Origin of the sequence: Citrobacter sp. RHBSTW-00859 (assembly GCF_013729795.1) — a bacterium.
Classification (GTDB): Bacteria; Pseudomonadota; Gammaproteobacteria; order Enterobacterales; family Enterobacteriaceae; genus Citrobacter; species Citrobacter braakii.
Map to the genome: position 1 here is coordinate 250,239 of NZ_CP056284.1, position 24,088 is coordinate 274,326.

Consider the following 24,088-nt stretch of genomic DNA (forward strand, 5'->3'; position numbering starts at 1 on the left):
TAGAGAGGATCGCAACGTGGAAAGGTTTGATACCGTTATTATAGGCGCTGGCGCAGCGGGTATGTTTTGTGCCGCGCAGGCAGGACAAGCAGGTAGTCGCGTACTGCTAATTGATAATGGTAAAAAGCCCGGGCGCAAGATTCTCATGTCTGGCGGGGGCCGCTGCAACTTTACCAACCTTTATGTCGAGCCGGCTGCGTATTTGAGCCAAAACCCGCATTTTTGCAAATCGGCGCTGGCGCGTTATACACAGTGGGATTTTATCGATCTGGTGGGTAAGCACGGTATTGCCTGGCATGAAAAAACGCTAGGCCAGCTTTTCTGCGATGATTCCGCCCAGCAAATTGTCGATATGCTGGTGGATGAGTGTGAAAAAGGTAACGTAACTATGCGGTTACGTAGCGAAATCCTGAGCGTTGAGCGAGATGGTGACGATTTTGTCCTGGAATTGAATGGGATGAGTGTCGGCACGAAAAAGCTGGTTATCGCCTCCGGTGGTCTCTCTATGCCGGGTCTGGGCGCGACGCCGTTTGGTTATAAAATTGCGGAACAGTTCGGCCTGAACGTTTTGCCTACGCGCGCAGGGCTGGTGCCTTTCACCTTACATAAGCCGCTACTGGAGCAGCTTCAGGTGCTCTCTGGCGTATCCGTTTCTTCCGTTATCACCGCCGAGGACGGCACCGTATTTCGTGAAAACCTGCTCTTTACGCACCGCGGGCTTTCTGGTCCGGCCGTGCTGCAGATTTCCAGTTTTTGGCAGCCAGGCGAATTTGTCAGCATTAATTTGTTGCCGGATGTTGACCTCGCGAGCTTCCTCGATGACCAACGTAGCGCACACCCTAATCAAAGCTTAAAGAACACCCTGGCAATGCAGTTGCCAAAGCGTCTGGTGGAATGTTTACAGCAGTTAGGGCAAATCCCGGATGTCTCGCTGAAGCAGCTTAATGTGCGCGATCAGCAAACGCTGGTTGAGACGCTGACCGAGTGGCGGGTGCAGCCGAACGGTACGGAAGGGTATCGTACCGCTGAAGTCACGTTGGGCGGCGTCGATACCAACGAGCTGTCATCGCGCACGATGGAAGCGCGCAAAGTGCCGGGACTCTACTTTATCGGCGAAGTCATGGACGTCACCGGCTGGCTGGGTGGCTATAACTTCCAGTGGGCGTGGTCGAGCGCCTGGGCATGCGCGCAGGATTTGACACCTGCCTGACCGTGGTGCCCGACAACCTGGGCTGCCGGGCGTTATCATTAGTTCAGACCAAGAAAATACTGGGCGATTTTAAAGTAGATAATCAACCCGGTACCGTCGATAAGCGTGGCGATAAACGGGGCAGAAACCACGGCGGGATCAATGCCGATACGCTTGAGCACCATGGGGATCACTGATGACACTACGGCGCTCCACAACGTAATGCAAACCAGCGTCAGGCTAACGATTAGCGTGATTTCCACTCCGATACCCATCATCCACGCGCGCAAGCAGCCTGCCAGACCCAGCGTCAGGGCAATCAGCAGCGAAGTTGAAACTTCTTTGCGGATCACCCGACCCATATCGCGCAGCCGCACTTCTCCCAGCGCCATTGAACGTACCAGCGTTGAGGTGATCTGCGTACCGCTGTTGCCGCCAGTACCAATTAATAGTGGAATAAAAAAGGCCAGTGCAATAGCAGATTCCAGCGCCTCTTCAAAATGTTGAAGAACGCTGCTGGTATAGGCCTCTGCGACAAAAAGTAGCAGGAGCCAGACAGAACGTTTTTTCCACAATGTCCACGGGCTAATCTCCAGGTAGGGTTTTTCCAGCGGCAACGTTGCCCCCTGAAGCTGAACATCTTCGGTAACATCATCTTCCTGTAGATGAGCGATCTCTTTTTCCATCAGACAACCGACCAGCTCACCTTTCTCAACGACAGCCACCAGATCGAGTTCGCGTTCGGCTAACTCGGCAACGACCTGTGCCCGTTCATCATCAGGCTTTACATGAAACAAACAACTGTCCGTAAGATGGTTGATGCTCAACGATGTATCTTTTTCCTGCAATAAGCGCTTGATGGATAACACCCCGCGCAGCGCTTTTCCAGCCACAACAAAGACCTGGCCTGGAATATCATCCGTTGTGAGCTGGGAGACAAAGTATTCACGAGCGCCGTTCACGCTGAGATGATCCGGCAGGGTAATAAAATCGGTGCGCATATATTGCGCGATAGCATCGCCATTGAAATCCGGCATAGGATGATGGGCGGCGCAGAGTGGCATAGATGACATGGTGTAATTCCCTATAAAAATCTCTCATAGGGGCGAACAAGACAGGGTTAGCGCAGGCGGATCCCTACGTCCTGGTTTTAGCACTGAACAACGTATCTGTCCGATGGTGAAATCGTCAGAAGTTACCTTGGCAACACCTTGATTCGATGGATGCCTGTATTTCCCTGAGTGGCCTCTCTCGATACCAGCAGGGCGGTAACTTGTATTTGTACAGGAGCCTCGCCATAACGAGATCGGTAAATGAGCCACTATTATAGCGATGTCTAATTATTGATTATGTTTATAGTTGTGAATGTTTATCAATCGTTGATATACGAAATATTCCCTGTGCCAGAGCGCGATAGGGCTGAAGTGGAAACTACAACCGAATAGACATATTGAATCCAGGTGTTAGTATTCAATAGACAGCAGTTATGAGTATGCGTGTTTCATTTCCGGCCAGGAACGCTGATGATGACAACATTACTACCCGATTTCACAGCATTTTCGTCATTCACTTCCTGCGCGGCGCAGGTTGCCTTAGCGCCTGTCCGCTCTCTGGCCATGGTTTCTTATTCCTTCTCATCCCGGATGGAATCTCCCGCTGAATAGCTATTCAGCGGGCTTTGTGGCACGCATCGTTTGATAACAGGGATTACGGCGGGTCGAATATGGATAAGTTTAAGCGTCATGTGATGTGGTGGGGGGCGGGCACCCTGGTCGTGGTGGCTGCGATAGCATGGTGGATGCTCCGTCCTGCCGGAATACCGGAGGGGTTCGCAGCCAGCAACGGCAGAATTGAAGCCACCGAAGTGGATATTGCTACCAAGATTGCCGGGCGAATTGACACGATCCTTGTGTCGGAAGGGCAGTTCGTTCGTCAGGGCGAGGTGTTGGCGAAAATGGATACTCGCGTGCTTCAGGAGCAGCGGCTGGAAGCGATTGCGCAAATCAAAGAGGCCGAAAGCGCGGTGGCGGCGGCGCGAGCGCTGCTGGAACAGCGGCAAAGTGAAATGCGCGCCGCGCAGTCGGTAGTAAAACAGCGCGAGGCGGAGCTGCAGTCGGTTTCTAAACGCCACGTGCGTTCCCGTTCGCTATCCCAGCGTGGGGCCGTGTCTGAGCAACAACTGGATGACGATCGGGCCGCGGCAGAAAGCGCACGTGCGGCGCTGGAATCCGCAAAGGCGCAGGTCTCAGCGGCAAAAGCCGCAATTGAAGCCGCTCGCACCAGCATCATTCAGGCGCAAACCCGCGTAGAAGCTGCGCAGGCCACCGAACGTCGTATTGCGGCTGATATTGATGACAGCGAGCTGAAAGCCCCGCGCGATGGTCGCGTGCAGTACCGCGTTGCTGAGCCGGGTGAGGTGCTTTCTGCGGGTGGGCGCGTCCTGAATATGGTCGATCTCAGCGATGTCTACATGACGTTCTTCTTGCCTACCGAACAGGCTGGCTTACTGAAGATTGGCGGCGAAGCGCGCCTGGTGCTGGATGCCGCACCGGATCTGCGTGTTCCGGCGACCATCAGCTTTGTGGCAAGCGTTGCGCAGTTCACACCGAAAACGGTCGAAACCAGCGATGAGCGGCTGAAGCTGATGTTCCGCGTTAAAGCGCGTATCCCGCCAGAGCTATTGCAGCAGCATCTCGAGTACGTGAAAACCGGTCTGCCGGGCATGGCGTGGGTGCGTGTCGATGAAAATCGAGCCTGGCCTGACGACCTGATGGTGAGGTTGCCGCAATGACGCATCTGGCGCTGGTTCCTGTTCCTCCCGTGGCGCACCTTGACGGCGTGAGTCAGCATTACGGGAAAACGGTAGCGCTGAACAATATCACGCTGGATATCCCCGCCCGCTGTATGGTGGGGCTGATTGGCCCGGATGGCGTCGGAAAATCAAGCCTGCTGTCGCTCATCTCCGGTGCGCGTGTCATTGAACACGGTAACGTGATGGTGCTGGGCGGCGATATGCGCGACCCGAAACATCGCCGGGATGTCTGCCCACGCATTGCCTGGATGCCGCAGGGGTTGGGGAAAAACCTGTACCACACGCTGTCGGTGTATGAGAACGTCGATTTCTTTGCCCGGCTGTTTGGCCATGACAAAGCGGAGCGCGAAGCGCGGATTACCGAGCTGCTGAACAGCACCGGACTGGCGCCGTTTCGCGATCGTCCGGCCGGGAAACTCTCGGGTGGGATGAAGCAAAAGCTGGGGCTGTGCTGCGCGTTAATCCATGACCCGGAACTGTTAATTCTCGATGAACCTACCACCGGGGTCGACCCGCTGTCCCGCGCCCAGTTCTGGGATCTGATTAACAGCATTCGCCAGCGGCAGACCAACATGAGCGTGCTGGTTGCGACCGCCTACATGGAAGAAGCCGAGCGCTTTGACTGGCTGGTGGCGATGAACGCCGGGGAGGTGCTGGCCACCGGGAGCGCGCAGCAGCTACGCGAAAAAACCAACTCCGACACGCTGGAGCAGGCGTTTATCGCGCTGTTACCCGAAGCCCAGCGCCAGGCGCATAAGCCAGTGGTGATCCCGCCGTATCACGCTGAGCATGAAGAGATTGCCATCGAGGCGAAAGATCTGACCATGCGCTTCGGCAAGTTCGTGGCCGTTGACCACGTTAACTTTCGTATTCCGCGCGGGGAAATCTTCGGTTTTCTCGGCTCCAACGGCTGCGGTAAATCCACTACCATGAAAATGCTCACCGGGCTGCTACCCGCAAGTGAAGGTGAGGCGTGGCTGTTTGGGCAAGCGGTTGACCCGAAGAATATCGATACCCGTCGCCGGGTAGGCTATATGTCGCAGGCGTTTTCGCTCTACAGCGAGCTGACCGTACGGCAAAACCTCGAGCTACACGCGCGGTTGTTCCATATCCCCGAAGCAGAAATCCCGGGGCGGGTACAAGAGATGAGTCAGCGCTTTTCGCTGACCGAAGTCGAAGACGCGTTGCCCGGCGCGCTGCCGTTGGGGATCCGTCAACGCCTGTCGCTGGCGGTGGCGGTGATCCATCGCCCAGAGATGCTCATTCTCGATGAACCAACCTCCGGGGTCGATCCGGTGGCGAGAGACATGTTCTGGCAACTGATGGTCGATCTGTCGCGTCAGGATAAAGTGACCATTTTTATCTCCACCCATTTTATGAACGAAGCGGAGCGCTGCGACCGCATGTCGCTGATGCACGCCGGAAAAGTCCTGTCCAGCGGTACGCCGCAGGAGCTGGTGAAACAGCGTGGTGCCGCCAGTCTGGAAGAGGCGTTTATCTCCTGGTTACAGGAAGCGGCAGGTCCGGCGCCGGAGGCTCAGTTACCGCCAGCCAATGTCCCGGCAGTGCATGAAAACAGTCAGCCGCCGCACCAGGGATTTAGCCTGCGGCGCTTGTTCAGCTACAGCCGCCGCGAAGCGCTGGAGCTGCGACGTGACCCGGTACGTTCAACGCTGGCGCTGATGGGCACGGTGATCCTGATGCTGATCATGGGCTACGGCATCAGCATGGATGTGGAAAACCTGCGTTTTTCGGTGCTCGATCGTGATCAGACAGTCAGCAGCCAGGCGTGGACGCTGAATCTGGCGGGATCGCGCTATTTTATCGAGCAGCCGCCGCTCACCAGTTATGACGAGCTGGACAAACGGATGCGCTCGGGCGAAGTCGCGGTAGCCATAGAGATCCCGCCAAATTTTGGCCGCGATATCGCGCGTGGAACGCCGGTGAAGATTGGCGTCTGGGTCGATGGCGCAATGCCGAGCCGTGCGGAAACGGTCAGAGGCTACGTGCAGGCGATGCACCAGACCTGGCTGCAGGATGTGATGGCGCGTCAGCCAAATACCAGCGGGCAAAACGGATTGATGACCATTGAAACTCGCTATCGTTACAACCCGGATGTGAAAAGCCTGCCAGCGATTGTTCCGGCGGTGATCCCGCTGCTGTTGATGATGATCCCCTCCATGCTCAGCGCTCTGAGCGTGGTGCGTGAGAAAGAGCTGGGGTCGATTATCAACCTGTACGTGACGCCCACTACCCGCAGCGAGTTTTTACTCGGCAAACAGTTGCCTTACATCGTGCTGGGCATGCTGAACTTCCTGCTGCTGTGCGCGCTGTCGGTGTTTGTATTCGGCGTCCCGCATAAGGGGAGTTTTGTGACCCTGACGCTGGCCGCGCTGCTGTACGTCACCATTGCCACCGGGCTGGGATTGTTAATCTCCACGTTTATGAAAAGTCAGATCGCCGCCATTTTTGGTACGGCGATTATTACGCTGATCCCGGCGACGCAGTTTTCCGGGATGATCGACCCGGTCGCCTCGCTGGAAGGGCCGGGACGGTGGATTGGCGAAATTTACCCGACCAGCCATTTTCTGACCATCGCGCGCGGGACGTTCTCTAAAGCGCTGGATCTGACCGATCTCTGGCCGCTGTTTATTCCGCTGGCGGTAGCCATTCCAGTGGTCATTGGTCTGAGCGTATTGCTGCTGAAAAAACAGGAGGGGTGATGCGCCGATTACGGAATATTTATAACCTCGGCATCAAAGAGTTACGCAGCCTGCTGGGTGACAAAGCGATGCTGACGCTGATCGTCTTCGCCTTCACGGTCTCGGTTTACTCTTCTGCGACCGTTCTGCCAGGGTCGCTGCACCTGGCGCCGATTGCCATTGCCGATATGGACCAGTCGCAGTTGTCGAATCGCATTGTGAACAGTTTTTATCGTCCGTGGTTTTTACCACCGGAGATGATTACCGCCGATGAGATGGATGCCGGGCTGGATGCCGGGCGCTATACCTTCGCTGTGAACATTCCGCCTGATTTTCAGCGCGATGTACTGGCTGGGCGGCAGCCGGATATTCAGGTTAACGTCGATGCCACGCGAATGAGCCAGGCCTTTACCGGCAACAGCTATATCCAGAATATCATCAGTGGCGAGGTGAACAGCTTTGTGTCGCGTTACCGCGAAAACAGCGAGCTGCCGGTGGCGCTGGAAATGCGTATGCGCTTTAACCCTAATCTGGAACCCGCCCGCTTTGGCGCGGTGATGGCGATTATCAACAACATCACCATGCTGGCGATTGTGCTTACCGGGTCGGCGCTGATTCGCGAGCGTGAGCACGGGACCATTGAGCACCTGCTGGTGATGCCGGTGACGCCGTTTGAAATCATGATGGCAAAAATATGGTCGATGGGGCTGGTGGTGCTGGTGGTTTCCGGTCTGTCGCTGATGCTGATGGTAAAAGGTGTGCTTGGCGTACCGATTGAAGGCTCGATACCGCTGTTTATGCTGGGAGTGGCGCTGAGCCTGTTCGCCACCACGTCAATCGGCATTTTTATGGGCACGCTGGCGCGCTCCATGCCACAACTGGGGCTGCTGATGATTCTGGTACTGCTGCCGTTACAGATGCTCTCCGGCGGCTCTACACCGCGTGAAAGCATGCCGCAGGCGGTGCAGGACATTATGCTGACGATGCCGACTACCCATTTTGTTAGCCTTGCGCAGGCGATACTTTACCGCGGCGCAGGGTTTAACATTGTCTGGCCGCAGTTCCTGACGCTGCTGGCGATTGGCAGTACGTTCTTCGTGATAGCGCTGCTGCGTTTCAGAAAGACGATTGGCACGATGGCGTAAATATTATTGCCGGAAGGCGGCTGCGCCTTACCCGGCCTACAAACGGGAATGAATGTAGGCCGGGCAACAAAACAAGCAATTACTCTTCTTTCGGCAGGCACTGCAGATGACCGTGGCGCACGCCGCGCTGGGAAATCACGTCATCGGCAAAATGCTGCACATCGCCCATGTCACCTTTTAGCACAGCGATTTCCAGACAGTCGTCATGGTTGATGTGCACGTGCAGCGTGGCGACTGATAAATCGTGGTGGTGATGTTGGGTGGAAACAATACGGCTCGCCAGGTCACGCTTCTCATGCTCATAAACATACGAGAGCACTGCGAATCCCTGAGTGCCGTGCTCCTGGGTGGTTTCCTGCGCCAGTGCGCCGCGCAGAATATCGCGGATCGCTTCGGAACGGTTGTTATAGCCACGGCGCTGGCTCAGGCTGTCGAGCGTTTCCAGTAAATCGTCATCGAGGGTAATGGTGACTCGTTGCATCTGCAATTAACCTTTCATGTGGCGCGTGGGCGCACAGGGAGTAAGGGGAATAGCGTATTTTGTAACACACGTCCGGCATCCGGGGAAAAGGTTAATGCTCTCGCAATAAACGCAGCAGGGTTGTTACCTGTTCATCCAGCGGCGCGAGCGTGTCTTTGACGATCAGATGCAGCGGGGTGGCACGGCGAGCGCCATGGCTTAACGGCAGCGGTCGTAATAGCCCCTGCTCAAGCTGCTGCTGAATTCGCTCCTCAGGCAACCAGCCATAACCGACCTGATACATCACCGCCTCAATCGCGGCATCAATGGTCGAGAAGGTCCAGGCATCGCGCACCGCTTGCTGCGGGTTGTCGCGATCGGCAATGCGAATCAGCGGCCACGCGCGTAACGCGTCTTCATCCAGCGGCGCATCCAACATGCAGAGCGGGTGATCGCGGTGGGCAACGGCCACGAAGTCAATATTCATCAGCCATTCGCCGCGGCCGGTGATATCCTGGCGTCGGGTCAGGACCATCACGTCCGCATCGGCATGCGCTGCCAGTCGATCGTCAGCATTCTCCAGCACTTCGGTCAAACGCACCTGCGTCTGCGGCCACGCCAGCTGAAACTGCTTGAGGATCGCGAACAGGCGTTTGCGTGGGAAGATGCTATCTACCATGAAATCCAGCCGCGTTCGCGTGCCGTTTTGCAACGTTGCTGCCCGGGTTTCCACCCATAAAAAGGCCTTCAGTAACGGTTTGACCTGGCCCAACAGTAGCTCTCCCGCAGGGGTTAATACCGCCCTGCGACCTTCCGGCGTCAGCAGCGTCACGCCAAGCCGCTCCTGCAGTAGCGCCAGATTGTAGCTCACCGAAGACTGGCTACGGTTGGTCTCTTCCGCAGCTTTCGCAAAGCTGCCCAGCTCCACGACTTTCTCCAGTAAGGCCCATTGCTCCAGCGTTGTCTTGTGCATAACTCATCTAAAAATTGAATGAATATGATGTAAACATAGCGTTATTCATCCAATTTTTGAAGCGGTAAGATCCTCGCATCAAGTAAGAGGAGAACGAATATGAGCACTTTTGATAAACATGATTTGAGCGGCTTTGTCGGCAAACATCTGGTCTATACCTACGATAATGGCTGGAATTACGAGATCTACGTGAAAAACGACACCACTCTGGATTACCGTATTCACAGCGGCATTGTGGGGAATCGTTGGGTGAAGGATCAGCGGGCGTACATTGTGCGGGTTGGCGAGAGTGTTTATAAAATTTCATGGACCGAACCGACCGGGACCGACGTCAGCCTGATCGTAAATCTGGGCGACAAACTCTTTCACGGCACCATCTTTTTCCCGCGCTGGGTGATTAACAATCCGCAAAAAACGGTCTGTTTCCAGAATGACCATATTCCGCTGATGATGTCATATCGCGATGCGGGTCCGGCATATCCAACGGAGGTGATTGACGAGTTTGCGACCATCACCTTCGTGCGTGACTGTGGGGCGAATAATGACAGCGTTATTGCCTGTGCGGCCAATGAATTGCCGGAAAACTTCCCGGAAAATTTACGCTAAGGCTTCCAGACGCTGCACGGCGTCTGCGGTCAGGGTAAACGGCGTGGGGGTACACACCGCCAGGCTCAGGGTATCGAGCTGGCACTGGCTGACTGAGAGTGAGGAGGTTAGCGCGGTGCTGTCGACGCTGACAATTTGCCAGGCGCTGCCGCCACGCTGTTTCACGATAGCTTCTTTACGCGTCCAGATGCGCCAGAACGCCGCCAGCTGTTGCTCCGGGCGTTCGGCCTCAACTTCGGCATGTTCCCTGAGACTGAACACCGTATTTGCCAGCGTCTGCCAGTTATCGCGCGGGCGAACGACTTCAATATCACAGCCGACTTCCCCTTCGTCGCTGAGCAGCAGGGCAATATCATCACCGCTGTGGCTGAGATTGAACCACAGCGGTGTGTCGGCGGAAAAGGCCGGTTTTCCTTGCTCGCTGTAGACGATGTCCGGTAATGGCGAAAGAGTATGGGAAAGCAGCACGCGACCTGCCAGCCAGCGCGCACGACGAGCGCCTTGCGGGGCCTGCTCACGCAGTGCGGCAGGCAGTGTGCCAGCGCTTAAAACAGAAACTTTCCCAAGAACGATCCGGTACATATCAGGGCCAACGTTTAATGATGATAGAAGTATTTATGCCGCCAAACGCAAAGTTATTGCTCTGCAAAAATTCGCAATCAATCTTGCGGGCTTTACCCATAATGTAATCCAGCGCTCCACAATTAGCATCTGGCTGACTCAAATTTAGCGTAGGCGCAAACCAGCCTTCTCGCATCATTTGCAGACTCATCCAGGCCTCTAGTGCGCCACAAGCGCCAAGGGTATGTCCAAAATAGCTTTTAAGCGAGGATAGCGGCACATTATCACCATAAATTGCAGCGGTTGCCTGACTTTCTGCAATATCACCGCGATCGGTTGCGGTACCGTGCGCTGAAATATATCCGATATCGCGGGCGCTAATACCGGCCATATTCAGCGATTTTTCCATGCAAATCTGCATTGTTTCGCGCTGTGGCTGGGTGATATGGGCAGCATCGCAGTTAGTGGCAAAGCTAACGATTTCACCATAAATCGTTGCTCCGCGCGCTTTAGCGTGTTCCAGCTCTTCCAGCACCAGCGTACCTGCGCCTTCTCCGATGACCAGACCATCGCGTTTTTCATCGAACGGGGAGGGGGTGGTTTTCGGCTCGTCGTTGCGCTGGCTGGTAGCGAACAGTGTATCAAACACGGCGGCTTCGGAAGGACACAGTTCTTCTGCACCGCCGGCGACCATCACGGTTTGATAACCGTGCCGAATGGCTTCCCATGCGTAACCAATTGCCTGGCTACCGGATGTGCAGGCGCTGGATGTCGGAATGACTCGCCCCCGCAGACCAAAAAATAATCCAGTGTTAACGGCCGTGGTGTGCGGCATCATTTGCACGTAGGTCGTGCCGGTGATGTTATTAGTATGCTTCTCGGTCAGCATGGTCGCGAACTCGCTCACTGGACCGGTACTACCGGTTGATGAACCATAAGCGATCCCGGTTTCACCGTTAGTCAGTACCCGATCGCCAATCAGCCCGGCCTGCTCAAGCGCCAGCTCTGTTGCGCGGGTGGACATCAGCGATACGCGACCCATGGCGCGAATTCGCTTGCGGGTATAGTGTTCCGGTAGAGTGAAATCGTCGATCGGCGCACCCAGCAGTGTGTGCAGTCCGTCATAAACCTGCCACTCCGGCATTTTGCGTACCGCATTTTCATATGCCAATAACCTGGCGGAGACAGCCTGCCAGTTTTCCCCAAAGGCGGTGACGCCGCCCATGCCTGTAATCACGACACGACGTGTCATAACATCCCTCCATTGATGGAAATCACCTGGCGAGTTACATAGCCCGCCACATCCGACATTAAATAACTGGCAAGCCCGGCCACTTCTTCAGCCTGACCTATCCGTTTCATGGGGATCATCGACATCGCCTCTTTCAATGCGGCTTCTTCCATCTCGATCATCCCGGTATCAATGAGTCCCGGTGCAATGCAGTTTACGGTAATTTTGCGTTTTGCCAGTTCGATGGCCAGCGCTTTAGTGGCACCAATAATTCCGGCTTTTGCCGCACTGTAATTGACCTGACCACGGTTGCCCATCACGCCCGAAACCGAAGACAGTGTGATGATACGGCCCCCCTTGCGTGCGCTGATCATCGGCATAATGCACGGATGAATGATGTTGTAAAAGCTGTCGAGGTTGGTATGGATCACCGCATCCCAGTCGTTATCACTGAGCGCAGGGAAAGCGGCATCACGAGTGACCCCAGCGTTGCTAACAATGCCGTACCATGCGCCGTTTGCCTCAATATCTTGCGACAGTATTTCACGGCACTGCTCGCGATTGGCAACATCAAATGTCAACAGGCGCCCTGCGCCGCCAGCGGCGAGGATAGCATCCAGCGTTTCTTGTGCTCCTTGCACATCGCGATGATAGTGTACGCCGACCACAAAACCGTCCGCGGCCAGTTGTTTGGCGATGGCGCGACCGATACCTTTGCTGGCACCCGTAACTAAAACTGAACGGCTCATGTGGACGCTCCTTGTTGAAATAGCGTGTTAATTTCTTCTGATGTCGGCTGGAAGGTGTTGACGCGACCGGTTGCCAACGTCTCGTTGTCTGCCTGGATGGCACATTCAAAGCTACCAAATCGTGCATCCTGCATCAGCAATTTGACATGGATGCTCAGCTTCTTCCCGGCAGGCAGAACACCTGTGGCACAGACTAACTCACGTGCGCCCAGTACCATGCCTAACGTAATACTCGCCTGACCTTGTTGCTGGCGGTGCCAGCCAGACCAGACGCCAATGGTCTGCGCCATCAGTTCCAGTGCGAACCAGCCAGGTAGATTGCCATCGGGGTCGAGGAAAGGGGCCAGTACGCTGTTTGCTGATACCGTCACGTGGCAGATGGCGGTTTCGTCCGCCACACTGACGACCTCTTCAAGAAGCAGCATCGGCGCATCATGCGGCAAATAGTCGCCTGGTGATAAATAGTGGCTCATGAGATTCTCCCGAGCAGGATGCTGGCATTATTACCGCCGAAGGCAAACGAATTAGACAAGATAACCGGGCGAGTCAGCGACTGCGGCTGTTCAATGATGCCGCAGGCTGGCAATGTTTCATCGCGTGGTGACTGGCTAAAATCCTGCGGTGGTAGCGGCAGGTCGCGTTGCAGAATCAACACACCGATAGCTGCTTCGGTGATCCCCGCGGCGCCCAGTGTGTGCCCGGTCAGGTGTTTGGTTGAACTGCACGGGACCGTTTCGCCAAATAGCGCGCTCACGACGCTGGACTCAATCTGATCGTTTAGCGGTGTGGCGGTACCGTGCAGATTGATATAGCCCACGTGTTCCGGCGTCATTCCTGCGTCGTTAAGTGCCTGGTCGATGGCGCGAATGGCACCTTCCCCCTGTGGATGGGGAGCCGAAATATGGTACGCGTCGCTGGATTCGCCGACGCCAAGGAGCGCGATAGGCTGTGGCTCGCGGGTTAATACCATCAAGGCGGCGCCTTCGCCAATGGTGATCCCACAACGGTCGCGGCCAAACGGTTGACACAGCGTTGGGGAGAGTGATTCCAGACTGTGGAATCCGTTGATTGGCATTCGGCTTAGCGTATCCGCACCGCCGACAATGGCGATATCGACCAGACCAGATTCGATCAAACGACGTCCGCTCATAATAGCCCTTGCACTGGACGAGCAGGCGGTTGAGAGCGTAAAGGCCGGGCCATCCAGCGCCAGCCAGTGGCTAAGAAAACGCGACGGATCGCCCAGTTCCTGTTGCGGATAGCGCCAGTCAGTGCTCTCTTTGCCGTTGAGCATCAAATCAACGTGAACGTCACCCTCATCCAGGCCGGAGGTGCTGGTGCCGAGAACAACAGCAATACGATCGCGACCAAATCGGGCGATAGCGTCGTCCACCTGCGGCTGGATTTGCATCAGTGCTGCCAGCAATAGCTGGTTGTTGCGCGAACGATGAGCGCTAAAGTGCTGAGGAATAGCGGGTAACTCACCGTCAACGCCTGCTAACACGGCGGATGGGTGTCCTTGCAGCCAGCCCGTGCGCGGGCGCATTCCCGGCGCTATGCCACGAGTGAGGTTGGCTGCGATTTCATCAGTGTTATTGCCCAACGCGTTAATCATGCCAACGGCAGAAATGTAGATCATCTCAGTCACCCAGATATTGAATGGTGATGTGGTATTTAAAAACGTGCTGCTCAATGCTGATCGGTTCGCGTTTTCCTCTTCGATTCAGATACGTGATTTCCGTGACCACTTTGCCGCGTGCATTGCGCAGCTCACGCTTATCACCCGTATCGACGAGCGTCCAGCCTGTGGGTAATTGCGGTTGCCAGGTGCTAATCGGCCAATGGCTAAGCATCACGTCAGCCAGCACCTGGCTGGCTGGCGGCAATTGTGGAACGATGATCGATTGCTCGGTGTGCAGTCCTTTTTCATCGTAAGTCACGAGGAACAGGCGAATGCCGACTGATGACAGCCCGGCAAGTGTGATTTTCTTGTCATCAGCATTGAGCATGACCAACAGTGACTGAGTTTTGCCGTTAAAACTACCGGTTAGTAGTTGTTGCGAATTCACCGCGGGAGAAATCCCCGGAGCAGGTAGCGTTACACGAATACCCGGCTCTAACCAGGCTTGCGGGCGGCCTTTCTGTTCCGGCTGTGAGTGGCTGCAACCTGCCAGCAGCAACGTGGCGACGAGCAGGCCCCGTCGGATGGCGCTGCGCTTATCCGGTCTACAAATGGTGTGCTGACGTAGATCGGATAAGGCAATGCCGCCATTCTGCAAAAGCCCACTCAACCAACGAAATATCGGTTTACTCATCGTTTTTTCTTCTCTCTTTTCGTTGGCATCGCCAGCGGTGACAGCAAAAATGCGGTGAAAATACCGCTTACTAGCACAATGCCAAAACTGCTGATTGCCTGAGTGGCACTAAAGACCAGCATGCCGAGCGTCAGGAGCGTGGTCATCATCGCCAGCGTGATAGCCAGCAGCGACGTCAGTGGCGTACCGCGTGGATTACTGAAAAACAGCGTGTAGTTAATGCCAATTCCCAGTACCAGCACCAGTGCCAGCAGCGAGAACAAGTTGAGCGCATGACCGCTCAGGGCCAGTACTGCCAGACCACAACCTAAAGACAGCACTGAGGGCACCAGGCTAATTAAGCCCTTACGCCAGCCAAGCCGAATGACAGCGCCACAGGCAATCACCGCCAGCGCAATGCACAGCAGGCCGGTCAGAATATGGCGATAAAGGGCAAACAGGTTGTCAAAGCTGCTCTTGCGATCCACCCACGCCACGCCGGAATATTTCGCGCTGAGCGTATTTAAAGCATCACTTTGTTTCACCCCTTCAACGGGAACCAATACGCTGCTTTCGCCATCAGCCAGAGACAGCCATAGCAAGCGCCAGCCTTCACTGGCTGGGCTGGCAAGCCAGGCATCGACGGTTACAGACATGGCGCTAAGATCGGGGTTCACCGTTGCCAGCCCGGCGTTGTTTAGGGCTTTCGTGATGGCGGGAGAAGCATCTTTTAGCAGAGAGAGATCCTGGTGTTGCCGGGCGAGTGAATTGAGCGGAATAGTGCGATATCCGCTGAGTAACCCGTCTTTTTTTGCCTGTTCCAGCGCGGGGGTAAAGGTTTCCAGCCGCTCCAGCGTTTGCTGAGCGGATTTGCCGTACACCACAAACCACTTCTGGTCGACGCTTTGCCCAGTCAGGGCGGTAATCGCTTTTTCCTGAGCGAGAATTTCCTGCGGCAGCGCCTGTAACTGGGAGATATCATCATCTACGCGCAGCGTCGCTATTCCTGCCAGCGAGAACAACGCCAGTGCCACCGGCAGGCCAACGGAGAGTTTTTTATTGCGTCGCCATGCAGCAAGCCAGCGTAGCATGAGTACCATTGCCGGCACCGGGCGTACCGGCAACCGACGACACAACCACGGGTGCCAGAAAATGACCGTCAGGCAGGAGGCACTCAGACCTACCGCCGCGAATACCGCCATCTGGCGAATACCGGGGAAGGGGGCCAGCATCATAATCAGATAAGCCGCTACGGTGGTGAGTAGCGCCAGGAGCAGGGCATTGCGCACTTTGGCAAGGCTTTGCCATGGCGATGTTTCCGCACCGTGCACCATCCGTTCGGTCAAATAGTAGAGCGTATAGTCGGCGGAAATACCGATGATGCTCATGCTCATCACCAGCGTCATCAGATGGAGCTCGCCAAAAATCAGCAGCGTGACGACGGTCCCCGCCAGCGCACCAATGCCAATCGAAATCAGGCACAGCAGCAGCGGACGCAGCGAACGAAATACAGCCACGATGAGCAGGATCACCCCGAGCACAGTGGCTATGCCGAGAGTAGAGATATCTTTTTTCGCCTGCTGGCTGGCGTAATCGCTATAGAACAGCGTCCCGCGAGACAGCAGTTGAGCCTGTGGATAGTGGGCTTTGAGCTCACCTTCCAGCGTATTCAGCGTGGTGACCAATTGGTGCGTCTGTTGCATATCAAACGATGAACCGGTCAGTTCGCCATGTAACAGATACCAATAGTTGCCTTGTTCATCCTGGGTGACCAGCCAGCCGTCCATCAGGCGCAGACGCTGCCCAGTTTTGGCCATGGCCAGCTGCGAGCCACGCATCAGCATGAAGGGATCGTTTTGTAGCTCTTTGCCACTGACGCCAGAGAATGCGGAGTAAAGTTGGGACAGGATCCACTGGCCCTGCGCTTCGCCGCCGTTTTGCAGCCGGGCGCGGGTCTCGTTATCTATCAGGCCGTTACGATGTTGCCAGAAGAATGCCCCCCAGGCCTGCTGGCTGTCGGCATCCATTGGACCTTTTACCTGGGCTAGCGCGTGCGATTTTTGCAGTAAAGCCAGCCAGTCCCGGGCTATCGCTGGGTCCGGTTGCTTACCGGGACTTACCAGCCAGACCACCTGACGGTCAAGGCGCTGCATAAATCCCTCGTTCAGACCCGGAGGTATAGCGCCCAGCGTCTGCTTTGGCAACATGGCCAGCACGCTGCTGTTAAGGCGGGCCTGAGGTAGCAGCGTCAGAAAGATGCCCAGCAGAAGCAGGCAGATGACTCCCCATAACAGCGCGGGACGTTTACTGGGCGGCAAAGCGTTGGCGTTCGTCATCGGTCAGTTGCGCTGGCGTTAGTTGGTGTTGGGAAAGCGCGATATCGGTGCGATCGCCCTGTTTATCATTGAGCTGAATGCTCTCCAGGTAGGTCTTTCCTGCTAAATCAATTGTCGCAAAAATCTTATCCAGCGGTGTGGTGATTGGCGTCAGGCGTAGCGTCCAGCGACCTTCTCCTAAGTCTGCGAACTCCACGCGGAAGTTTTGTTCCAGCACTTTACGATCCGCCTGGAATAACGCCCGCAGCAGATGATTAAACTGGAACATTTGCGGGTTATTCTCAGCGGTAACGGTCTGCGGTGGTTGACCGTTAATTGCCTGAACCATCCGTTTGTCATCCAGCAGCAGCTGCATCGGGAACGGGGACGTTTGATCCCACAGCAACCCCTTGTCGCGGGCGATCAACATCTTGCCCTGAGATCGCAGCGGTTGTGGTAGATCCTTTATCGTCCGGGTTTGATCGAAGTGGGCGCGAACCACCGGTTGTTCGGTAAAACGCTGTTGTAGGGAGTCGAGCGTCAGGGCACTGACGAAAGGGCTGACGAGCAGCACGAGCAATGGCCATAATTTCATGGTGTCACTCCCATCCGTTCAAACAGAATATCCGGGCTGACAAAGCACAGTTCACGGCTTTTTTCGTCGACGGCGACCTGGATGGTGTAGCCTGTTGTAGCACGTTTACCTGTTTCGGCATCAAAAATTTCGTAGCCGATTCGCAGGCGATTTTCGTACTCTTTAATTTGGGCGCGTACACGGATACGCTGCTCGAAAGTCAGCGCATTGCGATACTTCACCCGAGTGTCGACCACGGGCCACAGATAGCCAGATTCTTTCATCTGCCGATAGCCATAATCGAATTGGTTCAGCAGTGCCTCACGGGCAATCTCGAAGTAACGGAAGTAGTTACCATGCCACGCTACGCCCATCATATCGACGTCGTGAAACGGAATAGTTAGCTCGACTTCAGCCGTAAAACGGGGATCGTTAAGCACCCTTTACTCCTTGTCATTGGTGTCCGGCAGTTGCCAGAAATCGAAAAAGTTAAACCAGTCGAGGGGCGACTGAAGCGCATAGTGCTCAAGGCGTTCGGCGTATCGATCGACAGTATTCTGTAATGCCTGTTGTCGTGTGGCGCGCGGTAAGAGCAGCGGGTCGGCAAACGGTTCGCAGTAGATGTGGAGTTTCTCCTGCTGGCGCAGGGCAAAAATCAGATCTACAGGGCAGCGTAAAATAGACGCAAGAATAAACGGGCCCTGAGGGAATGGCGCGTTTTGCCCCATAAAGCGGCTCCAGCACACACGCCACTCGCCGCCGCGTTGGGGATTGACTGCGATGCGATCGCCTACGATGGCTACCCATTCACCGCGCTCCAGTTTCTCTTTGAGCAGAATGGCAGTATCTGGACCAATACTGTTCACCGGGAGCAGATTTAATCCAGCCTGCGGCGCCATCTCTTGCATGATCTGTTTAAAGCGTTGGGCGTTATCGCTAAATACCAGCGCATTGATTGTTTTACTGCCCTGTAGCTGGGCCAGTGCCCGACAGGCTTCGACATCGCCAAGATGTGAAGCCAGCAGCAGTTTTCCCCGAGGATCGCTGACATTTAGCGTTTTTTCTGCGCCTGGTGCAAAAATCACATCGCGACCGAAGTGCAGTTCACCGCGCCAACTGGCAATCTTATCCAGCATCGCGCCGCCAAAACGCAGGAAATGCTGATAACTGGTCAGGTTTGGCGGTACTGGCATCCGGCGTGTGATCAGTTGCGCTCTTACGCGGCTAATCCAGCGTTGAGAGGCTTTTCGGGCAGTTGAAGCGCTGAGCCAGTATACGCCGACGACCGGATACAGCAGCAGGGAGAAGGCTTTGCGGCCCAGTACACGCCAGACCAGCAGCATCAGACGCATTCCCCACAACCCTTTGACTTCCTGCTGCTGCGCCCAGTGTGTCGATGAACGACGACACAGCAGGGAGGGGATGCGCGGCAACATGCCAAAGAACAGGCGAGTGTGCATCAATGAAATGTGCAGATTGTCTTTAAGCGCGTCGAAATGGGATAGCCCGTCCTGCGGATAGGTGACTCGCGTGGGGATAAAATAGCTGGTGTTGCCTTGCCAGTAGAGGCGCACCATCACTTCAGTATCAAAATCCATCCGTTTGCCAAGCGTTACACGCTGTGCCAGTTGCAGCGTGGGAGCCACCGGATACACCCGGAAGCCGCACATACTGTCTTTGAGCTGCAACGAGAGCGTTTCTATCCACACCCAGATATGGGTTACCCAACGACCGTACAGGCGCGAGCGAGGAACCGAATCATCGTAAATCGGTTGTCCGGAAATCAGTGCTGTCGGATGTTCTTTTGCCAATGCAAGCAGCCTGGGAATATCTTCAATGGCATGTTGCCCGTCGGCATCGACCTGCACTGCATGACTGAACCCGGCATCTGCTGCCGTCTGCATTCCGCGAATAACCGCCGCGCCTTTGCCTGCGTTGATGGGCAGGCGAATTAACGTCAAATTGCTGTATTCTGTCGCCAGGCGTGCCAGTTCATCTCGTGTAGTCTCGTCGCTGCCATCGTCCACCACAATGCAGGGGAGATTGAACGGCCGAAGACGAACCAACACGTCCGACATCATCGCGCCGTGGTTGTAGCAGGGGATCAACACGCATGGGGAAAAGGTCAGCGGCATAACCGAATCTTCCCGCTGCTGGCGGTATGGCGCACGTCACCGTCGTGGCGCTGGTAGCTAAAAGTGAGCATCTGACGCGCTTCCTGCCAGCTCAGACTCAGGGTGACGGTGGCCTCTGGCAATAGCGGTGACTGGAACTTCACGTTTTGAATACTGTGAAAACGCCAGCCAGGGACCAGCAGCGTGGTGGCGTAATCCATCGCCCAGTTTAGCTGTGCAACGCCCGGCAGCAGTGGCTGCACGCTAAAATGCCCGCTGAACCAAAACAGAGAAGGGTCGAGTTGTAAAACAATCTCAGCCTGATGAGGCAGTGCCTGATGGCGCTCGATTTCATGGGGTTTCATGAAATAACTCCTGTAATTGCGCATAGACACGCTTGTTCATACTGTTGACCGGAATCTCATCAATCACCCGCCAGTAGCGGGGAACAGCGACCGGCTCCAGCCAGGGCAGCAGCGAACGTCGCCAGGTCAGTTCTTGCGGTTTACCACCGCACTCAAGCCAGCGTTGCCGGGCTTCGTCATCCAGTACCAGCAGGACACCAACGCCCTGACGTCCTCCGCGTGAGACGGGCAATGCTGCGACTTCACGGATACCGTCCAGTGCCAGTAAACGTTGCTCCACTTCGCTGAGTGAAATGCGTTTCTCTTCAATCTTGACCACCCGCCCGCGTCTGCCCATCAGGCGGAACTGTCCGTTTTCGATAAACTGAAGAATATCATCGAGTAACAGGCCATCATCAGCTGCAATTAGTGGTGAAAACACACGAAACGCGTCGTCTTCTGACTGGAATCTGACTCCGGGAAAAGGCAGCCATGTCACATCATCCTGATGGCGATAGCGCCACGCGAGGATTCCGGTTTCAGTGCTGCCGTAGATCTCATCGGGCCAGACATTCAGCCAGTCAGCAGCCTGCTTGACGTCCTGCCAGGACAGCATGCCGCCCGCGGAAAGAATCAACTCGATTGGCGGCGGTGTCAGGTGGTGGTCGAGGCGTTTCAGAAACGCCGGACTGCTGATAAACGCATACCGATGATCAGGGCTCAGTGCCGCCAGTTGTTCGGCATACCAAAGCATCGCCGCATGCAGCGGGAGGCCTAAAGCCATCGGCAAGAAGATACGAAACGTCAGACCATACAGGTGTTGCGGTACCACTGACGCGACGACCCGGCAACCTGCCAGACGATCAGCAAAACGCGTAGCGAGCAATGCTGCTTCGCTATCCAGACGAGCAATCGGTTTGATTACGCGTTTCGGCTGGCCGGTCGAACCGGAAGTGAATAGCTCCACAAAGGCGTCACTGCGTATTATCGGGAACGTGATGTCGTGGGCCACAGATGTCATGGCAGAGCTGACCACTCGCAGCGTTCCCTGCCAGTCCAGCGCTTTATCGCTCAGTACGCCATCAAACAGCAAGTGCTGCTCGTTTAACAACGAGACGCGACAATGTCCCGGGATCACCGGTGTTTTGCCAGCATGGAGCGTTGCCAGCAACGCGACGATGAATAAATAGCTGTTCTCGAAGCATAATGCCCAGCGTTCACCTTCCTGCTGCTGCAGTTGCGTTATCAACTGGGCCACATCATGGCGCAGATGGCCAAGTGTCCACGTATGATCTTCTTGCCACGCAACAGGAATGTCGTCCGGTCGTGGGGCACAGAGCCATTGAGCAAGTGTGAGGGGCTGCTTCATTGGGTATCTCGCTTTATCACCAGTTGGCGAACTAACCACTCGCCTACCATCAATGTCCCCATCAGCAGATAGGAAACCATACCGTTCCAGGTCGTCCACAGGGTCATATCGCCATTCAATGCAGTAAAGAGCGCAACGCTGCCATTGATGATGAAAAAGGCGCACCAGATTAGTGTCACAAGGTACGTGTAGCGCACGCCTGCTTCGGGCAGATTTGGTTCGCGCAGCCGCGCCAGACGTTCAACGATGGGCATCGCTGACCACAGAGAACCACCAAAAACCGACAGCATGACGGCGTTTACCACTACGGGATAAAACAGCAGCAGTTGGTGTGTTTTGAGCAGATAACTGGCAATGCATAAGGTGATACCCGCGATCACCACTACCTGTGTCACGACGCGCAACGGTCCCGCCTGTCGCCGGACCTGGCGAAAGCGTAAAAAAAGGAGTAGCGCCATTAACGGCAGCAACCAGTGCAGACTGTTATGCGCCAGGCCAAACCAGATCAAAAACGGCCAGGCCAACAACAGTAGACCTGTCAGCAGTTGTACGACTGGCAGGGAGCGAGTGCCTGACACGGTGAATTACGCTTCTATGAGAAGGCGTTCAACCGCATCGACGACATCTTGTACGGTGCGTACTGCTTTGAACTCTTCCGGCTTGATTTTCTTACCGGTTTTCTTTTGAAGATGCACGATCATGTCGACTGCGTCGATGCTGTCGAGTTCCAGATCTTCGTACAGGCGCGCCTCAGGCTTAATATCTTGCGGGTCAACTTCAAACAGCTTGACCAGCAGTGAGGAGACTTCTTCGTAAATGGCTTTTTGTTCGGTCATAACGGACTATCCTCAGGCACGTTGCGCGTGAATGAAAGATGCCAGCGTGGCGACGGAGAAGAAGTGCTGACGCATTTCTTCGCTCTCCGCTGAGAGGACCACGCCATACTCGTTTTTCACCGCCAGACCCAGCTCCAGGGCATCGATTGAGTCCAGGCCTAAGCCATCGCCAAAGAGTGCCGCTTCGGTTTCAATATCGTCAGCTGTTAGTTCGTCGAGATTCAATGTCGTTATAATGAGATTTTTGATTTCAAGATAAAGCGCTTGCATCATTAATTCCTGAAAGAGGTAAAGTACCTGGTTGTAATTGAAGCAAAAGATGCCGGTTCAACTGCCTTGCGGCCAGCGCCGGTTCTTGTGAATTTGCGTCGTAAAATTGGTCGATCTTAACCCGATCGTGTACTGAAATGGTAAACATGGGTTTTACCGATGGGACGTCGTACCATTGGCTTTCTTTGTTCAGCATTTGTTCGCTGCATTTAATGGTCACTATGCGTAAATCACTGCTGCAGCGCACGGCGATATTCGCCGCACCACGCTGTAACGTCATTTCCTCTCCGGGGCGTGTACGGGTTCCCTCGGGGAAAATTAAAATAGTATCGCCTTGTTCCAGACGTTGCTGGCATGCGGGCAATAGCGCGTCAGCCTGGCTGTTAATCAGATAATCTGCCGCCCGGACCACGCCGCTGAGGAACGGATTTTTTAGTAGTGCACTTTTCACCAGACAGTCGGTTTCGGGCATTACCGATGCCAGTAGCACGTAATCGATGAGCGTCGGGTGGTTGGCGACGACCAGGCATCCTTGTTCATTGCGTAAAATATCTCGTCCTTCAATTTGGTAGTCCAACACACCAAGCCGTTTCGCCACCGTTAAAAAGAGGCGAAAACTGGCGGCGATGCTGCGTCTGGCGATACGCCGACGTCGGGCTTTATCCCATATCGCGATCAGCAAGACGTTAAACCAGAACGTAGAAAGAAGGAGTCCGCCGAGGCCAAACAGGGCAAAGCAAAGACCGGTCATCACCAGTCGCCATACCCGGTTAAGTCGCAGGAGCATCGTGTTCATCCCTGACTCCACTGCCATTGTACGCGTTCGCCAGACAGGGTAAACGCCTTGGTATCTTGCAAGTAATGTTGTAAAAACAATAGGCTTTGCGGCAACGTTGTCTCACCCCGCCCGCAGTGCGGACGGGTTTCACATTGCCAGCTATCACCGGATTCAATGACCAGCGCGACGGCAAACGGCCATGTTGGCATGTCTGGTGGTAACTGTGGGTGATAAAACTCGGGCAGAAAACCGTCGAAATCGACCATCAATACGCGCTGATATCCCGCCTGCAACAGCCCGATGACTTCACATAGCCCTTGCTGGAACGTATCCCTGCCAGCAGAAAGCGAGGAGGAGGCAATCGGTTTTTTCGCAGCGATCGTCAGGTTACCCACAGCAGAGTTATGTACAGAGAGGGCAAAATCGGTTGGTGAGAGTGCCTGCCCAGTCGCCAGGGCGTGCAGGATCCTGTAGTTACGCTCCAGTTCACCATGGCGGCTTGTATACAAAACAGCATTGATATCATGGCGGCGTAGCATCGCCAGCCCACAATCGACGGCCAGTTTGCTGCCGGAACTGAGTCGGCGAGCCGTCATCATCGGTAACTCGTTGAGCTTAGCCAATGGCGCAGTGGGATCGATGGCGTGCGAAAGCCGTGACCATTCATGCCACTGTTCTGTTTCGCTTAACCCTGGCGCCCTGGCCTGCCAGTCTATAATGTTGAAAGCAAATTTCATCAACGCGTATCCGCGGTAAATCGGTTGTT

25 protein-coding genes and 1 riboswitch are annotated in these 24,088 nt (G+C 55.2%); of the genes, 5 read left to right on the forward strand and 20 right to left on the reverse strand.

Annotated features, from left to right (window positions below; genetic code table 11):
- Positions 1-16: 16 nt before the first annotated feature.
- Positions 17-1,210, forward strand: a complete 1,194-nt coding sequence (locus HV302_RS01205; protein WP_016154874.1) for an NAD(P)/FAD-dependent oxidoreductase — start codon at positions 17-19, stop codon at positions 1,208-1,210.
- A gap of 38 nt (positions 1,211-1,248) precedes the next feature.
- On the opposite strand, the gene HV302_RS01210 is transcribed toward HV302_RS01205, so the two are convergent.
- Positions 1,249-2,262, reverse strand: a complete 1,014-nt coding sequence (locus tag HV302_RS01210) for a magnesium transporter (RefSeq protein WP_046274494.1) — start codon at positions 2,260-2,262, stop codon at positions 1,249-1,251.
- A 55-nt stretch (positions 2,263-2,317) separates the two neighbouring features.
- Positions 2,318-2,501: riboswitch (M-box (ykoK) riboswitch) on the reverse strand.
- A gap of 411 nt (positions 2,502-2,912) precedes the next feature.
- Between HV302_RS01210 and HV302_RS01215 the strand changes: the two genes are divergently transcribed.
- From HV302_RS01215 to HV302_RS01225, 3 genes are read left to right on the forward strand one after another with little or no spacing between them, the layout of a single operon-like run.
- Positions 2,913-3,980 carry an HlyD family secretion protein gene (locus tag HV302_RS01215; protein WP_016154872.1) on the forward strand — a complete coding sequence of 356 codons (1,068 nt, stop codon included), beginning with the start codon at positions 2,913-2,915 and terminating at the stop codon, positions 3,978-3,980.
- Complete coding sequence (gene rbbA / locus HV302_RS01220) at positions 3,977-6,724, forward strand: ribosome-associated ATPase/putative transporter RbbA (RefSeq protein ID WP_181626823.1); 2,748 nt, start codon at positions 3,977-3,979, stop codon at positions 6,722-6,724. The genes HV302_RS01215 and rbbA overlap by 4 nt, the downstream gene beginning before the upstream one ends.
- Positions 6,724-7,848: an ABC transporter permease gene (locus HV302_RS01225; RefSeq protein ID WP_065554376.1), complete on the forward strand. Its 1,125-nt coding sequence runs from the start codon at positions 6,724-6,726 to the stop codon at positions 7,846-7,848. Before rbbA ends, HV302_RS01225 begins: the two co-directional genes overlap by 1 nt.
- Positions 7,849-7,927: 79 nt before the next feature.
- On the opposite strand, the gene nikR is transcribed toward HV302_RS01225, so the two are convergent.
- Positions 7,928-8,329: a nickel-responsive transcriptional regulator NikR gene (gene nikR / locus HV302_RS01230; RefSeq protein ID WP_005121550.1), complete on the reverse strand. Its 402-nt coding sequence runs from the start codon at positions 8,327-8,329 to the stop codon at positions 7,928-7,930.
- Between the two features lie 91 nt (positions 8,330-8,420).
- Positions 8,421-9,281, reverse strand: coding sequence for a LysR family transcriptional regulator (locus HV302_RS01235; protein ID WP_103928725.1), 861 nt, complete (start codon positions 9,279-9,281; stop codon positions 8,421-8,423).
- A 99-nt stretch (positions 9,282-9,380) separates the two neighbouring features.
- On the opposite strand from HV302_RS01235, the gene HV302_RS01240 reads away from it, so the two are divergent.
- Positions 9,381-9,887, forward strand: coding sequence for a phenolic acid decarboxylase (locus tag HV302_RS01240; RefSeq protein ID WP_019078109.1), 507 nt, complete (start codon positions 9,381-9,383; stop codon positions 9,885-9,887).
- Here HV302_RS01240 and acpT read toward each other — a convergent pair.
- The 17 genes from acpT to HV302_RS01325 are packed head-to-tail and all read right to left on the reverse strand — an operon-like array spanning position 9,879 to position 24,059.
- Entirely contained in the window at positions 9,879-10,469 is a 591-nt protein-coding gene (gene acpT, locus HV302_RS01245) for a 4'-phosphopantetheinyl transferase AcpT (protein ID WP_046274499.1), read from the reverse strand. The two genes, HV302_RS01240 and acpT, sit on opposite strands and share 9 nt — an antisense overlap.
- Before the next feature lies 1 nt (position 10,470).
- Entirely contained in the window at positions 10,471-11,700 is a 1,230-nt protein-coding gene (locus tag HV302_RS01250; protein WP_016157680.1) for a beta-ketoacyl-ACP synthase, read from the reverse strand.
- Positions 11,697-12,428, reverse strand: coding sequence for a 3-ketoacyl-ACP reductase FabG2 (locus HV302_RS01255; RefSeq protein ID WP_181626824.1), 732 nt, complete (start codon positions 12,426-12,428; stop codon positions 11,697-11,699). The genes HV302_RS01250 and HV302_RS01255 overlap by 4 nt, the downstream gene beginning before the upstream one ends.
- Positions 12,425-12,901: an ApeP family dehydratase gene (locus HV302_RS01260; RefSeq protein WP_016154864.1), complete on the reverse strand. Its 477-nt coding sequence runs from the start codon at positions 12,899-12,901 to the stop codon at positions 12,425-12,427. The genes HV302_RS01255 and HV302_RS01260 overlap by 4 nt, the downstream gene beginning before the upstream one ends.
- A complete protein-coding gene (locus HV302_RS01265) occupies positions 12,898-14,067 on the reverse strand; it encodes a beta-ketoacyl-[acyl-carrier-protein] synthase family protein (RefSeq protein WP_049271830.1) in 1,170 nt (389 codons plus the stop codon). The genes HV302_RS01260 and HV302_RS01265 overlap by 4 nt, the downstream gene beginning before the upstream one ends.
- A 1-nt stretch (position 14,068) precedes the next feature.
- Complete coding sequence (locus HV302_RS01270) at positions 14,069-14,743, reverse strand: DUF3261 domain-containing protein (RefSeq protein WP_077249789.1); 675 nt, start codon at positions 14,741-14,743, stop codon at positions 14,069-14,071.
- A complete protein-coding gene (locus HV302_RS01275; RefSeq protein WP_181626825.1) occupies positions 14,740-17,058 on the reverse strand; it encodes an MMPL family transporter in 2,319 nt (772 codons plus the stop codon). Before HV302_RS01275 ends, HV302_RS01270 begins: the two co-directional genes overlap by 4 nt.
- Complete coding sequence (locus tag HV302_RS01280; RefSeq protein WP_019078114.1) at positions 17,027-17,632, reverse strand: LolA family protein; 606 nt, start codon at positions 17,630-17,632, stop codon at positions 17,027-17,029. The genes HV302_RS01275 and HV302_RS01280 overlap by 32 nt, the downstream gene beginning before the upstream one ends.
- Positions 17,629-18,051, reverse strand: a complete 423-nt coding sequence (locus HV302_RS01285) for an acyl-CoA thioesterase (protein WP_003827529.1) — start codon at positions 18,049-18,051, stop codon at positions 17,629-17,631. Before HV302_RS01285 ends, HV302_RS01280 begins: the two co-directional genes overlap by 4 nt.
- Before the next feature lie 3 nt (positions 18,052-18,054).
- The gene (locus HV302_RS01290) at positions 18,055-19,746 is read right to left on the reverse strand and encodes a glycosyltransferase family 2 protein (RefSeq protein WP_181626826.1); all 1,692 of its coding nucleotides are present in this window, start codon (positions 19,744-19,746) and stop codon (positions 18,055-18,057) included.
- On the reverse strand, positions 19,737-20,090 hold the full coding sequence (locus tag HV302_RS01295; RefSeq protein ID WP_016157672.1) for an ApeI family dehydratase: 354 nt from the start codon (positions 20,088-20,090) through the stop codon (positions 19,737-19,739). Before HV302_RS01295 ends, HV302_RS01290 begins: the two co-directional genes overlap by 10 nt.
- Positions 20,077-21,438: an AMP-binding protein gene (locus HV302_RS01300; protein WP_016154857.1), complete on the reverse strand. Its 1,362-nt coding sequence runs from the start codon at positions 21,436-21,438 to the stop codon at positions 20,077-20,079. The genes HV302_RS01295 and HV302_RS01300 overlap by 14 nt, the downstream gene beginning before the upstream one ends.
- A complete protein-coding gene (locus tag HV302_RS01305) occupies positions 21,435-22,016 on the reverse strand; it encodes a hypothetical protein (RefSeq protein ID WP_016154856.1) in 582 nt (193 codons plus the stop codon). The genes HV302_RS01300 and HV302_RS01305 overlap by 4 nt, the downstream gene beginning before the upstream one ends.
- A gap of 6 nt (positions 22,017-22,022) precedes the next feature.
- On the reverse strand, positions 22,023-22,274 hold the full coding sequence (locus HV302_RS01310; protein WP_016154855.1) for an acyl carrier protein: 252 nt from the start codon (positions 22,272-22,274) through the stop codon (positions 22,023-22,025).
- A 12-nt stretch (positions 22,275-22,286) separates the two neighbouring features.
- Complete coding sequence (locus tag HV302_RS01315; RefSeq protein WP_016154854.1) at positions 22,287-22,544, reverse strand: phosphopantetheine-binding protein; 258 nt, start codon at positions 22,542-22,544, stop codon at positions 22,287-22,289.
- Complete coding sequence (locus HV302_RS01320; RefSeq protein WP_181626827.1) at positions 22,525-23,358, reverse strand: lysophospholipid acyltransferase family protein; 834 nt, start codon at positions 23,356-23,358, stop codon at positions 22,525-22,527. Before HV302_RS01320 ends, HV302_RS01315 begins: the two co-directional genes overlap by 20 nt.
- The gene (locus HV302_RS01325) at positions 23,337-24,059 is read right to left on the reverse strand and encodes a beta-ketoacyl synthase chain length factor (protein WP_019078117.1); all 723 of its coding nucleotides are present in this window, start codon (positions 24,057-24,059) and stop codon (positions 23,337-23,339) included. The genes HV302_RS01320 and HV302_RS01325 overlap by 22 nt, the downstream gene beginning before the upstream one ends.
- Positions 24,060-24,088: the final 29 nt, after the last annotated feature.

Bases quoted from the DNA above. Each gene is read 5' to 3' on its own strand.
- HV302_RS01280 (WP_019078114.1), bottom strand. From the start codon at position 17,632: ATGAAATTATGGCCATTGCTCGTGCTGCTCGTCAGCCCTTTCGTCAGT.
- acpT (WP_046274499.1), bottom strand. From the start codon at position 10,469: ATGTACCGGATCGTTCTTGGGAAAGTTTCTGTTTTAAGCGCTGGCACA.
- HV302_RS01225 (WP_065554376.1), top strand. From the start codon at position 6,724: ATGCGCCGATTACGGAATATTTATAACCTCGGCATCAAAGAGTTACGC.
- HV302_RS01320 (WP_181626827.1), bottom strand. From the start codon at position 23,358: ATGGCAGTGGAGTCAGGGATGAACACGATGCTCCTGCGACTTAACCGG.
- HV302_RS01210 (WP_046274494.1), bottom strand. From the start codon at position 2,262: ATGTCATCTATGCCACTCTGCGCCGCCCATCATCCTATGCCGGATTTC.
- HV302_RS01300 (WP_016154857.1), bottom strand. From the start codon at position 21,438: ATGAAGCAGCCCCTCACACTTGCTCAATGGCTCTGTGCCCCACGACCG.
- HV302_RS01275 (WP_181626825.1), bottom strand. From the start codon at position 17,058: ATGACGAACGCCAACGCTTTGCCGCCCAGTAAACGTCCCGCGCTGTTA.
- nikR (WP_005121550.1), bottom strand. From the start codon at position 8,329: ATGCAACGAGTCACCATTACCCTCGATGACGATTTACTGGAAACGCTC.
- HV302_RS01290 (WP_181626826.1), bottom strand. From the start codon at position 19,746: ATGCCGCTGACCTTTTCCCCATGCGTGTTGATCCCCTGCTACAACCAC.
- HV302_RS01215 (WP_016154872.1), top strand. From the start codon at position 2,913: ATGGATAAGTTTAAGCGTCATGTGATGTGGTGGGGGGCGGGCACCCTG.
- HV302_RS01270 (WP_077249789.1), bottom strand. From the start codon at position 14,743: ATGAGTAAACCGATATTTCGTTGGTTGAGTGGGCTTTTGCAGAATGGC.
- HV302_RS01240 (WP_019078109.1), top strand. From the start codon at position 9,381: ATGAGCACTTTTGATAAACATGATTTGAGCGGCTTTGTCGGCAAACAT.
- HV302_RS01265 (WP_049271830.1), bottom strand. From the start codon at position 14,067: ATGATCTACATTTCTGCCGTTGGCATGATTAACGCGTTGGGCAATAAC.
- HV302_RS01315 (WP_016154854.1), bottom strand. From the start codon at position 22,544: ATGCAAGCGCTTTATCTTGAAATCAAAAATCTCATTATAACGACATTG.
- HV302_RS01260 (WP_016154864.1), bottom strand. From the start codon at position 12,901: ATGAGCCACTATTTATCACCAGGCGACTATTTGCCGCATGATGCGCCG.
- HV302_RS01250 (WP_016157680.1), bottom strand. From the start codon at position 11,700: ATGACACGTCGTGTCGTGATTACAGGCATGGGCGGCGTCACCGCCTTT.
- HV302_RS01255 (WP_181626824.1), bottom strand. From the start codon at position 12,428: ATGAGCCGTTCAGTTTTAGTTACGGGTGCCAGCAAAGGTATCGGTCGC.
- HV302_RS01235 (WP_103928725.1), bottom strand. From the start codon at position 9,281: ATGCACAAGACAACGCTGGAGCAATGGGCCTTACTGGAGAAAGTCGTG.
- HV302_RS01310 (WP_016154855.1), bottom strand. From the start codon at position 22,274: ATGACCGAACAAAAAGCCATTTACGAAGAAGTCTCCTCACTGCTGGTC.
- HV302_RS01325 (WP_019078117.1), bottom strand. From the start codon at position 24,059: ATGAAATTTGCTTTCAACATTATAGACTGGCAGGCCAGGGCGCCAGGG.
- rbbA (WP_181626823.1), top strand. From the start codon at position 3,977: ATGACGCATCTGGCGCTGGTTCCTGTTCCTCCCGTGGCGCACCTTGAC.
- HV302_RS01295 (WP_016157672.1), bottom strand. From the start codon at position 20,090: ATGAAACCCCATGAAATCGAGCGCCATCAGGCACTGCCTCATCAGGCT.